12 protein-coding genes are annotated in these 13327 nt (G+C 68.4%); 6 read left to right on the top strand and 6 right to left on the bottom strand.

The window, feature by feature from the left end; genetic code table 11:
* Positions 1-73 precede the first annotated feature (73 nt).
* The 6 genes from rsmG to rpmH all read right to left on the bottom strand — a co-directional run bounded on the left by rsmG (position 74) and on the right by rpmH (position 3655).
* Positions 74-793: a 16S rRNA (guanine(527)-N(7))-methyltransferase RsmG gene (gene rsmG, locus OG866_RS21960; RefSeq protein WP_329337094.1), complete on the bottom strand. Its 720-nt coding sequence runs from the start codon at positions 791-793 to the stop codon at positions 74-76.
* Positions 794-920: 127 nt separating this feature from the next.
* A complete protein-coding gene (locus OG866_RS21955; RefSeq protein WP_329337092.1) occupies positions 921-1433 on the bottom strand; it encodes a Jag family protein in 513 nt (170 codons plus the stop codon).
* A gap of 15 nt (positions 1434-1448) precedes the next feature.
* Positions 1449-2747, bottom strand: coding sequence for a membrane protein insertase YidC (gene yidC, locus OG866_RS21950; RefSeq protein ID WP_329337090.1), 1299 nt, complete (start codon positions 2745-2747; stop codon positions 1449-1451).
* Between the two features lie 3 nt (positions 2748-2750).
* Entirely contained in the window at positions 2751-3128 is a 378-nt protein-coding gene (gene yidD, locus OG866_RS21945) for a membrane protein insertion efficiency factor YidD (RefSeq protein ID WP_329337089.1), read from the bottom strand.
* The gene (rnpA, locus tag OG866_RS21940) at positions 3125-3496 is read right to left on the bottom strand and encodes a ribonuclease P protein component (RefSeq protein WP_329337087.1); all 372 of its coding nucleotides are present in this window, start codon (positions 3494-3496) and stop codon (positions 3125-3127) included. The genes yidD and rnpA overlap by 4 nt, the downstream gene beginning before the upstream one ends.
* 21 nt (positions 3497-3517) lie before the next feature.
* A complete protein-coding gene (gene rpmH / locus OG866_RS21935) occupies positions 3518-3655 on the bottom strand; it encodes a 50S ribosomal protein L34 (protein ID WP_006381191.1) in 138 nt (45 codons plus the stop codon).
* Between the two features lie 376 nt (positions 3656-4031).
* On the opposite strand from rpmH, the gene dnaA reads away from it, so the two are divergent.
* The 6 genes from dnaA (at position 4032) to gyrB (ending at position 13324) form a co-directional block, all read left to right on the top strand.
* Positions 4032-6047 carry a chromosomal replication initiator protein DnaA gene (gene dnaA, locus OG866_RS21930; RefSeq protein WP_329337085.1) on the top strand — a complete coding sequence of 672 codons (2016 nt, stop codon included), beginning with the start codon at positions 4032-4034 and terminating at the stop codon, positions 6045-6047.
* A gap of 923 nt (positions 6048-6970) precedes the next feature.
* Positions 6971-8101, top strand: a complete 1131-nt coding sequence (gene dnaN / locus OG866_RS21925; protein WP_329337083.1) for a DNA polymerase III subunit beta — start codon at positions 6971-6973, stop codon at positions 8099-8101.
* 182 nt (positions 8102-8283) lie between these two features.
* Complete coding sequence (gene gnd, locus OG866_RS21920) at positions 8284-9159, top strand: phosphogluconate dehydrogenase (NAD(+)-dependent, decarboxylating) (protein WP_329337081.1); 876 nt, start codon at positions 8284-8286, stop codon at positions 9157-9159.
* A gap of 51 nt (positions 9160-9210) precedes the next feature.
* A complete protein-coding gene (recF, locus tag OG866_RS21915; RefSeq protein WP_329337080.1) occupies positions 9211-10332 on the top strand; it encodes a DNA replication/repair protein RecF in 1122 nt (373 codons plus the stop codon).
* Positions 10329-10868, top strand: a complete 540-nt coding sequence (locus tag OG866_RS21910; RefSeq protein ID WP_329337079.1) for a DUF721 domain-containing protein — start codon at positions 10329-10331, stop codon at positions 10866-10868. The genes recF and OG866_RS21910 overlap by 4 nt, the downstream gene beginning before the upstream one ends.
* A 392-nt stretch (positions 10869-11260) precedes the next feature.
* Positions 11261-13324 carry a DNA topoisomerase (ATP-hydrolyzing) subunit B gene (gene gyrB / locus OG866_RS21905; RefSeq protein WP_329337078.1) on the top strand — a complete coding sequence of 688 codons (2064 nt, stop codon included), beginning with the start codon at positions 11261-11263 and terminating at the stop codon, positions 13322-13324.
* Positions 13325-13327: the final 3 nt, after the last annotated feature.

Genomic DNA, 13327 nt, shown 5'->3' with positions numbered 1-13327 from the left:
CGTGCGTAGGTTTGGCAGCTTGTGTGGAGTACGTCTCGTCGTCAGGACGGATCAGCGGCGAGACGTTCGTCACCTATCCGCGACGACGGCGCGCACGCCCCGTACGGGCCGCCTTCGCCCGCTTGGCCGCGAAGCGCACCCCGCCGGGGCTCTCCCCGACCTCGACCCGGACGACCGTGGACAGGGGATCCACGACTCCCTCACCCACCTGGAGGACAGACGTCTCCACCGCACCGAGCTTGCTGAGTGCCGTGGACGACGCCTTGAGCTCCTCCTCGGCGGTGTCGCCCTTGAGGGCCAGCATCTCGCCGTACGGACGGAGCAACGGGATCCCCCAGGCGGCCAGGCGGTCCAGCGGGGCCACGGCCCGTGCCGTCACCACATGCACCGGCGGCAGCTTGCCCATGACCTCCTCGGCACGGCCCCGCATGACCGTCACATGGTCCAGGCCGAGCAGTTCCACGACCTCGGTCAGGAAGGTCGTACGCCGCAGCAGGGGCTCCAGGAGCGTGATCTTCAGGTCGGGCCGGACCAGCGCCAGGGGAATGCCCGGCAGACCAGCACCCGAGCCCACGTCGCACACGGTCACGCCCTCGGGGACGACCTCCGAGAGCACCGCACAGTTCAACAGGTGCCGTTCCCACAGCCGGGGCACCTCACGCGGGCCGATCAGGCCACGCTGCACGCCCGCCTCAGCGAGCAGCTCCGCGTACCGGACCGCGTCCGCGTAGCGATCACCAAACACCGTGCGCGCCTGCTCGGGCGCAGGGGGGAGCTCCGCTGCCTCCGTCACGGGGACCGTCCTTCCGTACCGCGATGGGCGCACGCGGCGCCGATCACCACAACCACCAGAACTAACAGGCTGACAAAGTTCGGCCCCGCCTGCCGGGCAGACGGGGCCGGAGGAACGTACGGACCGATCAGGCGGGCAGCACGACGACGAAGCGCTGCGGCTCCTCGCCCTCGGACTCGCTGCGCAGGCCGGCGGTCTTCACGGCGTCGTGGACGACCTTGCGCTCGAACGGCGTCATCGGATTGAGCTTCATGGGCTCACCGCTGCTCTTGACCTCGGCGGCGGCCTTGGCGCCCAGCTCGGAGAGCTCGGCACGCTTCTTGGCGCGGTACCCGGCGATGTCCAGCATCAGACGGCTGCGGTCACCGGTCTCCCGGTGCACGGCCAGGCGCGTGAGTTCCTGAAGAGCCTCCAGCACCTCGCCCTCACGGCCGACCAGCTTCTGCAGATCGCGGCTGCCCGCGTCGCTGATGATCGAGACAGCGGCGCGGTCGGCCTCGACGTCCATGTCGATGTCGCCGTCGAGGTCGGCGATGTCCAGCAGACCCTCGAGGTAGTCCGCCGCGATCTCGCCCTCCTGCTCCAGGCGGGTCAGGGTGTCTGCACCCTCGGCAGCGGCGGAGGTGGTGCCTTCCGTCACGGGTTGGACTCCTTCTTACTTCTTGGACGGGGACTTGGGCCGCTGCGGGCCCTTGCGCTGTCCGGACTGGGCCTTGCTGCGGGTACCGGCGCCGGGCTGCTGCTTCTGCGCGGCCTTCTTGGCGGGGGCGGCGGGCTTGGCGTCTTCGGGCTCGTCGTCGGACTTGCTGAGCGAGACATGCTCATCAGCCGGCTTCGCCGCACCGGCGGTGGCGCCACCCGACTGCCGCTGGGACTTGCTCTGCCGCTTGGGCTGCTGGCGCTTCGGCGTACCGGTACCGCCCGTGGTCGGCGTACCGTCCTCGGCCTGGGCGGCGGCCTGGCTCTCGCTCTTGATCACAACGCCGTCGGCCTGCGCGGCGAGACCCGCCTTGCTCAGGGAGTTGATGAACTTGCGCTCGAACTCGTTGCGGTCACGGCCCTTGGCGACGATCGCCTTGACGATGGTCTTCTCGCTGCGGCGCCGGACCTTGCCGTGGTGCGTGACGTGCTTGGTCAGCCGCTCCAGGTAGGCGGCCTGCGCCTTGGAACCCGGGGTCGGGTTGTTGCGGATGACATACATCTGCTGGCCCATGGTCCACACGTTGGTGGTCAGCCAGTAGACGAGGACACCGACCGGGAAGTTGATGCCGAAGACGGCGAACATGACCGGGAAGACGTACATCAGCATCTTCTGCTGCTGCATGAACGGCGTCTTCACCGTGGTGTCGACGTTCTTGGTCATCAGCTGGCGCTGCGTGAAGAACTGCGACGCCGACATCATGACGATCATGATCGCGGTGACGACCCGGACGTCCATGAGGGTGGCGCCGAGCGCCTCCACCGTCGACTGGCTGTCGGTGAACTTCGCGGCGAGCGGGGCACCGACGATGTGCGCCTTACGGGCGCTGGCGAGCAGCGACTCGTTGATGACGCCGATCTGGTCGCCCGTCGCGATGCCGTTGAGCACGTGGTACAGCGCGAAGAAGAACGGCGACTGCGCCAGGATGGGAAGGCACGAGGAGAGCGGGTTGGTGCCCGTCTCCTTGTACAGCTTCATCATCTCTTCGGACTGACGCTGTTTGTCGTTCTTGTAGCGCTCCTGGATCTTCTTCATCTCAGGCTGGAGCGTCTGCATGGCCCGCGTCGACTTGATCTGCTTCACGAAGAGCGGGATCAGGCAGATACGGATCAGGATCACCAGAGACACGATCGACAGGCCCCAGGCCCAGCCGGTGTCAGGGCCGAAGATGGCGCCGTACACCTTGTGGAACTGGACGATGACCCAGGAGACGGGTGTCGTGATGAAGCTGAACAGGCTGGCAATCGTGTCCACTAATCATGCTCCTTGGGCATGGGACGGAGTCTCTGCGGCCGGGCTCGAAGGAGGATTCTCTTCAGTGATCGAAGAGGGATTCCCCTCGGTGGCCGTTTCGGCGGCGGAGTGCCCGCCCCTGCGTGTACGCCAGGCGTCACGCAGCATTTCGTGCCACCGCGGACGCTTGCGTGGCGGGACATGGTCCACGCCTCCCAGCGACCACGGATTGCAGCGCAGGATGCGCCAGGCGGTGAGCGCAGTGCCCTTGATCGCACCGTGCCGGTCGATGGCCGTGAAGCCGTAGCGGGAACACGACGGGTAGTACTTGCACACAGGCCCCAGCAGCGGACTGATCGTCCACTGGTACAGCTTGATCAGAGCCAGCAGCGGGTACTTCATCGCGCGCCCCCTCCCAGTAGCCGTTCGATGGCGGCGTCCAGGTCTCGGGCCAGTTGTGCATGGTCGGCGTCACCCGCACCGGGCAGCGCTCGTACGACTACCAGGCTACCGGGGGGCAGCAGGTCGACCCGGTCGCGCATCAGATGGCGAAGCCTGCGCTTCACCTTGTTGCGCACCACCGCTCCGCCCACGGCTTTGCTCACGACGAAACCCGCACGCGTCGGGGGAGCGCTCTCCCCAGGCGCGTGCGGGTCCGTTGCACCGCTACGAAGATGAACGACGAGGGACGGGCGGCCTGCCCGGCGCCCTCGTCGTACTGCGGTCGCGAAGTCCTCGCGCCGCCTCAGCCGATGCTCGGTAGGCAGCACGACGTCATGACCTGATCAGGATCAGGCGGACAGGCTGGCGCGACCCTTGCCACGACGGTTCGCGAGAATCGCGCGACCGGCACGGGTACGCATCCGCAGGCGGAAGCCGTGGGTCTTGGCACGACGACGGTTGTTCGGCTGGAAGGTGCGCTTGCTCACTCGGGGGCTCCAGAAATCAAATCGGTGGTGGCGGGTGCCGTCCTGGCTGTCACCGTGCGCCCACGAGTAGCTCTCGCTTACGCCCGAGTGCACCGCTTCCCGATCACCTGACGCGATCTGTGCCCATCGGAGGCAGGCGGCAGCAGCCATCGACAACTCGACCTGGTTACGGTACGCGCGGCTACGCCATCCGGTCAAACCAGCGGTCACCGGGAGACACTATCCACAGGCTGGGGACAACAACTTGAACCGCACCCGTCGCCCTGACTACCTTGGCTGAACTCCGATTCGTTCCTTTGTCCCCCGCGCCCCGCGGTGTAGATCCCGACCCGTCCCACCATCACACGTTCGTGGGACCTGTGAGAGAGCGTGCCCTGTGGCTGACGTACCTGCCGATCTTGCCGCAGTGTGGCCACGAGTACTGGAGCAGCTCCTCGGCGAGGGCCGCGGGCAGGGCGTGGAGGTCAAGGACGAGCACTGGATCCGCCGCTGCCAGCCGCTCGCGCTGGTCGCGGACACCGCCCTGCTCGCCGTACCGAACGAGTTTGCGAAGGGCGTGCTCGAAGGCCGCCTCGCCCCGATCGTCAGCGAGACCCTGAGCCGCGAGTGCGGCCGCCCGATCCGCATCGCGATCACCGTCGACGACTCCGCCGGCGAGCCCCCGGCCCCACCGGCGCCCCAACCGCCCCGCCCCCAGTCGCGCTACGAGGAGCCCGAGCTCCCCGCCGGCCAGTACGACGGCCAAGGCGGCCAGGGCGGCAAGTACGACGGCAACCCGTACGACCATCAGTACGAGGGCTACGGCCGCCACCGCGCCGACGACCGCCAGCCGGGCCGCCCCGAGCAGCTCCCCGGTGGCCCCGGCGACCAGCTGCCCACGGCCCGCCCCGCCTACCCCGGCGAGTACCAGCGCCCCGAACCCGGCGCCTGGCCCCGGCCGCAGCAGGACGAGTACAGCTGGCAGCAGCCGCGCCTCGGCTTCCCCGAGCGCGACCCGTACGCGACACCGTCCGCGCAGGAGTCGTACCCCCAGGAGCCGTACCCCAAGGACGCGTACGCCTCACCGCCCCAGGACTACCGCCCGCAGCCGATGGACCGCCCGCCCTACGACGGCCAGCGCCCCGACTACGAGCAGCAGCGCGCGGACTACGACCAGCCCCGGCGGGACGACTACGACAAGCCCGGCCCGCGCCGCGACGACTACGACCAGCCCGGCCCGCGCCGCGACCTGCCCGAGCCGCCCTCCGCCGGCGGGCACGCGCACCGCGGGGGACACGGTGGCTCCGCACTGCCCTCGGCCGGTGGCGCTCCCGGCCCGTCGGCCGCGAAGCCCGCGCCGGCGAGCGGCCCCGGTGAGCCCACCGCACGCCTGAACCCGAAGTACCTCTTCGACACCTTCGTCATCGGCGCCTCCAACCGCTTCGCGCACGCGGCCGCGGTGGCCGTCGCCGAGGCGCCCGCGAAGGCGTACAACCCCCTGTTCATCTACGGGGAGTCGGGGCTCGGCAAGACGCACCTGCTGCACGCGATCGGGCACTACGCGCGGAGCCTGTACCCCGGCACGCGCGTGCGTTATGTGAGCTCGGAGGAGTTCACCAACGAGTTCATCAACTCCATCCGCGACGGCAAGGGCGACAGCTTCCGCAAGCGGTACCGGGAGATGGACATCCTGCTCGTCGACGACATCCAGTTCCTCGCGGACAAGGAGTCGACGCAGGAGGAGTTCTTCCACACCTTCAACACGCTCCACAACGCGAACAAGCAGATCGTGCTCTCCAGCGACCGGCCGCCCAAGCAGCTGGTGACACTGGAGGACCGGCTGCGGAACCGTTTCGAGTGGGGTCTGATCACCGACGTCCAGCCGCCCGAGCTGGAGACCCGGATCGCGATCCTGCGCAAGAAGGCGGTCCAGGAGCAGCTCAACGCCCCGCCGGAGGTGCTGGAGTTCATCGCCTCCCGGATCTCACGGAACATCCGTGAGCTGGAGGGCGCGCTGATCCGGGTGACGGCGTTCGCGTCGCTCAACCGGCAGCCGGTGGACCTGGGCCTGACGGAGATCGTCCTCAAGGACCTGATCCCCGGCGGCGAGGACTCGGCTCCCGAGATCACCTCGACGGCGATCATGGGCGCCACGGCGGACTACTTCGGCCTGACCGTCGAGGACCTGTGCGGCACCTCGCGCGGGCGCGCGCTGGTGACCGCCCGGCAGATCGCCATGTACCTGTGCCGCGAGCTCACCGACCTCTCCCTGCCGAAGATCGGTGCCCTGTTCGGCGGCCGTGACCACACGACCGTCATGCACGCGGACCGCAAGATCCGCAATCTGATGGCCGAGCGGCGCTCCATCTACAACCAGGTCACCGAGCTGACCAACCGCATCAAGAACGGCTGACACAGGCGTACTCACGGCGTCCAGGGCGCCCGGGGACACGGTCCCGGGGCGCCCTTCGTCATGCCGGCCGTCGCCCCACCGTCGCTCCAGCGCTCCTCCAGCGCTGCTCCAGCGCCGCGTCCGCCGTCATGTCCTCGTAGCCCGCTGTTCGATTAACCGCCGGGTTACGGCCTCCCTCCACAGATTCGCCGACTTTCTGCCGTCCACATCCTGGGGACTGCCAAGTTGTCCAGATCGCCGTCCACAGGGCGCCTGGTGAAAGACCATCAGGCCAGGTCAAGTGGTTGTGGATTCGTGGACGAGCGATCTCCACAGACTGTGGACGACGAAAAGATCCACAGGCTGTGCATCAAGTTGTCCACCGGCAACCCACAGGCTGAGCCAGGTTGTCCCCAGCGATCCCCAGCTTCTCCACATGCCTGTCCACTGTTCGGCAACGCGACGCGGCAGCTCACCGGGTCGAGTGAAAGCGGTCACACGAAGGTGCCGGGTTGGGGTGTGGGAAACGTGGGTAAAGCTGGGGACGCAGCTGGGGAGAACTCACCTCAGGCTGTGCATGGGGTGTGCAGAACTTTCTGTTCTCCACAGAGACCCCGAGTTGTCCACCGTCTTCGCCCACAGGGCCCGTGGACAAAATTTCCGGTCTGACCTGGGAAAACGGAGTTATCCACCGTATCCACAGCCCCTACTACTACTCCCAACTAGAGAGAGCTGGGAATCCGTTTCGAAGTGGGTCCTGTGCACAACTCGCTGTCCGGCTCCCGACTGCCCCTCGTCACGACTTGACCCCGAGAGGCACCTACTGTCAGTGGGGTGCGTCAGACTGTTCCCCGGTGTCCTTCCCCGCACTGGGGCCGACGACACCGAGACAGACGACGAGGCCAGGCAGAGCGAAGCGCCGGCAACAGCAGGAGGCGGCAACAGTGAAGATCCGGGTGGAACGCGACGTACTCGCGGAGGCAGTGGCCTGGGCGGCACGCAGCCTCCCGGCCCGTCCGCCGGCGCCTGTCCTCGCCGGCCTGCTGCTGAAGGCCGACGACGGCCAGCTGAGCCTGTCCAGCTTCGACTACGAGGTCTCCGCGCGGGTCAGCGTCGAGGCCGAGGTCGAGGAGGAGGGCACGGTCCTGGTCTCCGGCCGGCTGCTCGCCGACATCTGCCGCGCCCTGCCCAACCGCCCGGTCGAGATTTCCACAGACGGTGTACGGGCGACCGTGGTCTGCGGCTCCTCCCGGTTCACCCTCCACACCCTGCCTGTGGAGGAGTACCCGGCGCTGCCGCAGATGCCTACCGCGACCGGCACCGTCCCCGGTGAGGTCTTCGCCTCCGCCGCCTCCCAGGTCGCCATCGCGGCCGGCCGCGACGACACGCTGCCCGTGCTGACCGGTGTGCGCATCGAGATCGAGGGCGACACCGTCACGCTGGCCTCCACCGACCGCTACCGCTTCGCGGTCCGTGAGTTCCTGTGGAAGCCGGAGAACCCCGAGGCGTCCGCGGTGGCCCTGGTGCCCGCCAAGACGCTCCTGGACACCGCCAAGGCGCTCACGAGTGGCGACAGCGTCACCCTGGCGCTCTCCGGCTCGGGCGCCGGCGAGGGCCTGATCGGTTTCGAGGGCGCGGGCCGTCGTACGACGACCCGTCTGCTGGAGGGCGACCTCCCGAAGTACCGCTCGCTGTTCCCGACCGAGTTCAACTCCGTCGCCGTGATCGAGACCGCCCCCTTCGTGGAGGCCGTCAAGCGCGTGGCGCTGGTCGCCGAGCGCAACACCCCGGTGCGGCTGAGCTTCGAGCAGGGCGTGCTGATCCTGGAGGCCGGTTCCAGCGACGACGCACAGGCTGTGGAGCGCGTCGACGCCAACCTGGAGGGCGACGACGTGTCGATCGCCTTCAACCCGACCTTCCTGCTGGACGGCCTGAGCGCGATCGACTCCCCGGTCGCCCAGCTGTCCTTCACGACGTCCACGAAGCCCGCGCTGCTCAGCGGCAAGCCGGCTCTGGACGCGGAGGCGGACGAGGCCTACAAGTACCTGATCATGCCGGTGCGACTCAGCGGCTGAGCGGCTGGACGGCCGGAGTTGTCCCCAGGCCGTGGACGACGAGCTCAGGGTCTGGGGAAAGTCCGCAGGTGGGGGCGTACGTATGAGCGCGTATGCCCACAGGTGTGCGTGAGCGTCCGGGTTTAGGCTCGGACGTAGGTACGAAGGTGCCACACACGCCACAGCAACCTAAGGAACAACTGATGGAGCTCGGTCTCGTCGGCCTCGGCAAGATGGGCGGCAACATGCGCGAGCGGATCCGCCGCGCAGGCCACACCGTCATCGGATTCGACCGCAACCCGGACCTCGCCGATGTCCACAGCCTGGAAGAGCTTGTGGGCAAGTTGAAGGGCCCGCGGGTCGTGTGGGTGATGGTCCCGGCCGGTGCCGCCACCCAGTCGACGGTCGACGAGCTGGCCGAGCTCCTGGAGCCGGGTGACGTCGTCGTGGACGGCGGCAACTCCCGCTGGACAGACGACGAGAAGCACGCCGAGGAGCTCGCGGCCAAGGGCATCGGCTTCGTCGACTGCGGTGTCTCCGGCGGTGTGTGGGGCCTGGAGAACGGCTACGCGCTGATGTACGGCGGCGACGCGGAGAACGTCGCCAAGGTGCGGCCGGTCTTCGACGCGCTCAAGCCCGAGGGCGACTTCGGCGCGGTGCACGCCGGCAAGGTGGGCGCCGGGCACTTCGCGAAGATGGTCCACAACGGCATCGAGTACGCGATGATGCAGGCCTACGCCGAGGGCTGGGAGCTCCTGGAGAAGGTCGACTCCGTCACCGACGTACGCGAGGTGTTCCGGTCCTGGCAGGAGGGCACGGTCATCCGTTCCTGGCTGCTCGACCTGGCCGTCAACGCCCTCGACGAGGACGAGCACCTGGACAAGCTGCGCGGCTACGCACAGGACTCCGGCGAGGGCCGGTGGACCGTGGAGGCCGCCATCGACAACGCGGTGCCGCTGCCGGCGATCACCGCGTCCCTGTTCGCGCGGTTCGCGTCCCGTCAGGACGACTCGCCGCAGATGAAGATGATCGCGGCGCTGCGCAACCAGTTCGGCGGCCACGCGGTCGAGAAGAAGTAAGCCACAGGGCCGCCCAGCGGTCCACAAGCCGGGGGAGGTCGGCGCCCGACCATGCACGTCACGCATCTGTCGCTGGCCGACTTCCGCTCGTACGCCCGGGTCGAAGTTCCGCTCGACCCGGGCGTCACCGCCTTCGTCGGCCCCAACGGGCAGGGCAAGACGAACCTGGTCGAGGCGGTCGGCTATCTCGCCACCCTCGGCAGCCACCGCGTCTCCTCCGACGCCCCCCTGGTCCGTATGGGCGCCGACCGTGCGATCGTCCGGGCACAGGTGCGGCAGGGCGAGCGGCAGCAGCTGGTCGAGCTGGAGCTGAACCCGGGCAAGGCGAACCGGGCCCGTATCAACAGGTCCTCGCAGGTCAGACCGCGTGATGTGCTCGGCATCGTCAGGACCGTCCTCTTCGCTCCCGAGGACCTCGCCCTGGTCAAGGGCGACCCCGGGGAGCGGCGCCGCTTCCTCGACGAGCTGATCACCGCCCGCTCCCCGCGCATGGCGGGCGTGCGCTCCGACTACGAGCGGGTGCTCAAGCAGCGCAACACCCTGCTGAAGTCGGCCGCGCTCGCGCGTCGGCACGGCGGCCGGTCCATGGATCTGTCCACCCTCGACGTGTGGGACCAGCACCTCGCGCGCGTGGGTGCCGAGCTGCTCGCCCAGCGGCTCGATCTGATCGCCGCGATCCAGCCGCTGGCCGACAAGGCGTACGAGCAGCTGGCGCCGGGCGGTGGCCCGATCGCTCTGGAGTACAAGCCGTCGGCGCCCGGCGAGGCGCACACGCGCGAGAATCTGCACGAGCAGCTGATGGCGGCGCTCGCGGAGGCCCGTAAGCAGGAGATCGAGCGGGGTGTGACCCTGGTCGGTCCCCATAGGGACGATCTGCTTCTCAAACTCGGTCAGCTGCCCGCCAAGGGGTACGCCTCGCACGGGGAGTCCTGGTCGTACGCGCTGGCGCTGCGGCTCGCGTCGTACGACCTGCTGCGTGCGGAGGGCAATGAGCCGGTGCTGATCCTCGACGATGTGTTCGCCGAGCTGGACACCCGGCGGCGGGAGCGGCTGGCGGAGCTGGTGGCGCCCGGGGAGCAGGTGCTGGTGACGGCGGCGGTCGACGACGACGTACCGCATCTGCTGGCCGGGGCGCGGTACTCGGTGTCCGGCGGGGTGGTGGAGCGCGTATGAGCGGCAGTCCTGAGGAGCCCACTCCCCAGAAGGCGCCTGAACCCTCCGGTGTCGACCTCGCGCGCGTGGCGCTGCGCGCGGCCAAGGAGCAGGCACGCGCGCGGGGGGACGCGGCGCAGCAGAAGAAGCAGGCGCGGCGGGGTGGTCTGCGCTCCGGCGCGCGCGCTGACGGGCGTGACCCGATGGCGCTGGGGTCGGCGATCAACCGGCTGATCAGTGAGCGGGGTTGGGAGGCGCCGGCGGCGGTCGGTGGGGTGATGGGGCGCTGGCCGGAGATCGTCGGCGAGGACGTGGCCAAGCACTGTGAGCCGGAACGGTACGACGAGGACGAGCGGGTGCTGGTCGTGCGTTGTGACTCGACGGCGTGGGCGACGAATCTGCGGTTGCTCGCGCCGACGCTGGTGGCCCGGTTGAACGAGGATCTGGGGCACGGCGCGGTGCGGATCATCAAGGTGCAGGGTCCCGGGGGTCCCCCGCGGCGCTACGGCCCCCTGCGTGCCCCGGGCAGCACGGGGCCTGGTGACACCTATGGATGACCCGCAAACCTGTGGGTGACAGACATCACATCGGCGGCCGTCGGCGGTCCTTCGGGACCTTCGGCGGCCGTCGTGTCGTACGGCCGCATGCGGTCGCGAATTGCGACCTGACTCCCAAGTAGCCAAGGGTTGACAGTCCGAAGCGCTGAGCGCCTGCGTGAGCCTCTTGGAGCCCCGCTCCGTATATGGGGACCCGGGAGAGGAGGATTCAGGGCGGCACATGAGGACTCAGGTACCGGCAAACCCCCATCACTGTCGGCGCTACCGGTAGACTGGAAGCTAATCCCGCCCCACTCGTGGGGACCGTCCGGGACAAGCTGAGCAACGCTGATCAAGGCTTACCAACGCAACATGCCGCAGCCGCTCCGGCAACCCGCCGAAGAGCTTGGCTCGTGCTGTGCCAGAAAGGGCGCTTCGTGGCCGATTCCGGCAACCCCAACGAGAACATCCCGTCCACCGCCGCCGGCGCGCACGGCGAGGTCACCGCCTCGTACGACGCCAGCGCCATCACCGTCCTCGAGGGTCTGGACGCGGTTCGCAAGCGACCCGGTATGTACATCGGCTCGACGGGCGAGCGCGGCCTGCACCACCTGGTGCAGGAGGTCGTCGACAACTCGGTCGACGAGGCGCTGGCCGGTCACGCGGACACCATCGACGTGACGATCCTGGCCGACGGCGGTGTACGGGTCGTCGACAACGGCCGTGGCATCCCGGTGGGCATCCACCCGGTCGAGAAGAAGCCGGCCGTCGAGGTCGTGCTCACCGTGCTGCACGCGGGCGGCAAGTTCGGCGGCGGCGGGTACGCCGTCTCCGGTGGTCTGCACGGCGTCGGCGTGTCCGTCGTGAACGCGCTTTCCACCAAGCTGGCCGTCGACATCAAGACCGACGGCTACCGCTGGACGCAGGAGTACAAGGGCGGCGCCCCGACCGCGCCCCTGGAGCAGCACGAAGCGACCCAGGAGACCGGCACCACGGTCACCTTCTGGGCCGACCCGGACATCTTCGAGACCACGGTGTACTCCTTCGAGACGCTGTCGCGGCGTTTCCAGGAGATGGCGTTCCTCAACAAGGGCCTGCGCATCAACCTCACCGACGAGCGTGAGTCGGCGAAGGCCACCGCCGGTGCGGACGAGGCGGGCGAGGACGAGAAGCACGAGGTCAAGACCGTCTCGTACCACTACGAGGGCGGCATCGTCGACTTCGTGAAGTACCTCAACTCCCGCAAGGGAGAGCCGGTCCACCCCTCCATCATCGACCTCGAGGCCGAGGACAAGGAGCGCAGCCTCTCGCTCGAGGTCGCGATGCAGTGGAACAGCGGCTACACCGAGGGCGTGTACTCGTTCGCCAACATCATCCACACGCATGAGGGCGGTACGCACGAAGAGGGCTTCCGCGCGGCGCTGACGAACCTGATCAACAAGTACGCGCGCGACAAGAAGCTGCTCCGTGAGAAGGACGACAACCTCACGGGTGACGACATCCGCGAGGGTCTGACGGCGATCATCTCGATCAAGCTGAGCGAGCCGCAGTTCGAGGGCCAGACGAAGACCAAGCTGGGCAACACGGAGGCGAAGACCTTCGTGCAGAAGGCTGTCTACGAGCACCTCAACGACTGGCTGGACCGCAACCCGGTCGAGGCCGCGGACATCATCCGCAAGGGCATCCAGGCGGCCACCGCGCGCGTGGCGGCCCGCAAGGCCCGTGACCTGACGCGTCGTAAGGGTCTGCTGGAGTCGGCGTCGCTGCCGGGCAAGCTGAGCGACTGCCAGTCCAACGACCCGACGAAGTGCGAGATCTTCATCGTCGAGGGTGACTCCGCCGGCGGTTCGGCCAAGTCCGGCCGTAACCCGCAGTACCAGGCGATCCTCCCGATCCGGGGCAAGATCCTCAACGTCGAGAAGGCGCGGATCGACAAGATCCTTCAGAACCAGGAGATCCAGGCGCTGATCTCGGCCTTCGGCACGGGTGTGCACGAGGACTTCGACATCGAGAAGCTCCGCTATCACAAGATCATCCTGATGGCGGACGCCGACGTCGACGGTCAGCACATCTCCACCCTGCTGCTGACCTTCCTGTTCCGCTTCATGCGGCCGCTGGTCGAGGCCGGGCACGTGTATCTCTCCCGTCCGCCGCTCTACAAGCTCAAGTGGGGCCGGGACGACATCGAGTACGCGTACTCGGACCGCGAGCGCGACGCGCTCCTCGAAATGGGCCGCCAGCGCGGCAAGCGGGTCCGTGAGGACTCGATCCAGCGCTTCAAGGGTCTCGGCGAGATGAACGCCGAGGAGCTGCGCGTGACGACCATGGACCAGGAGCACCGCGTCCTCGGTCAGGTCACCCTCGACGACGCCGCCCAGGCCGACGACCTGTTCTCGGTCCTCATGGGCGAGGACGTCGAGGCCCGCCGCGCGTTCATCCAGCGCAACGCCAAGGACGTCCGCTTCCTCGACATCTGAGTC

It is taken from the genome of Streptomyces sp. NBC_00663 (assembly GCF_036226885.1).
GTDB lineage: Bacteria > Actinomycetota > Actinomycetes > Streptomycetales > Streptomycetaceae > Streptomyces.
The sequence above is the reverse complement of the archived record's forward strand: the minus strand, read 5'-3'. Positions and strand labels throughout refer to the sequence as shown.

Bases quoted from the DNA above. Each gene is read 5' to 3' on its own strand.
- OG866_RS21910 (WP_329337079.1), top strand. From the start codon at position 10,329: ATGAGCGGCAGTCCTGAGGAGCCCACTCCCCAGAAGGCGCCTGAACCC.
- yidD (WP_329337089.1), bottom strand. From the start codon at position 3,128: ATGAAGTACCCGCTGCTGGCTCTGATCAAGCTGTACCAGTGGACGATC.
- gnd (WP_329337081.1), top strand. From the start codon at position 8,284: ATGGAGCTCGGTCTCGTCGGCCTCGGCAAGATGGGCGGCAACATGCGC.
- recF (WP_329337080.1), top strand. From the start codon at position 9,211: ATGCACGTCACGCATCTGTCGCTGGCCGACTTCCGCTCGTACGCCCGG.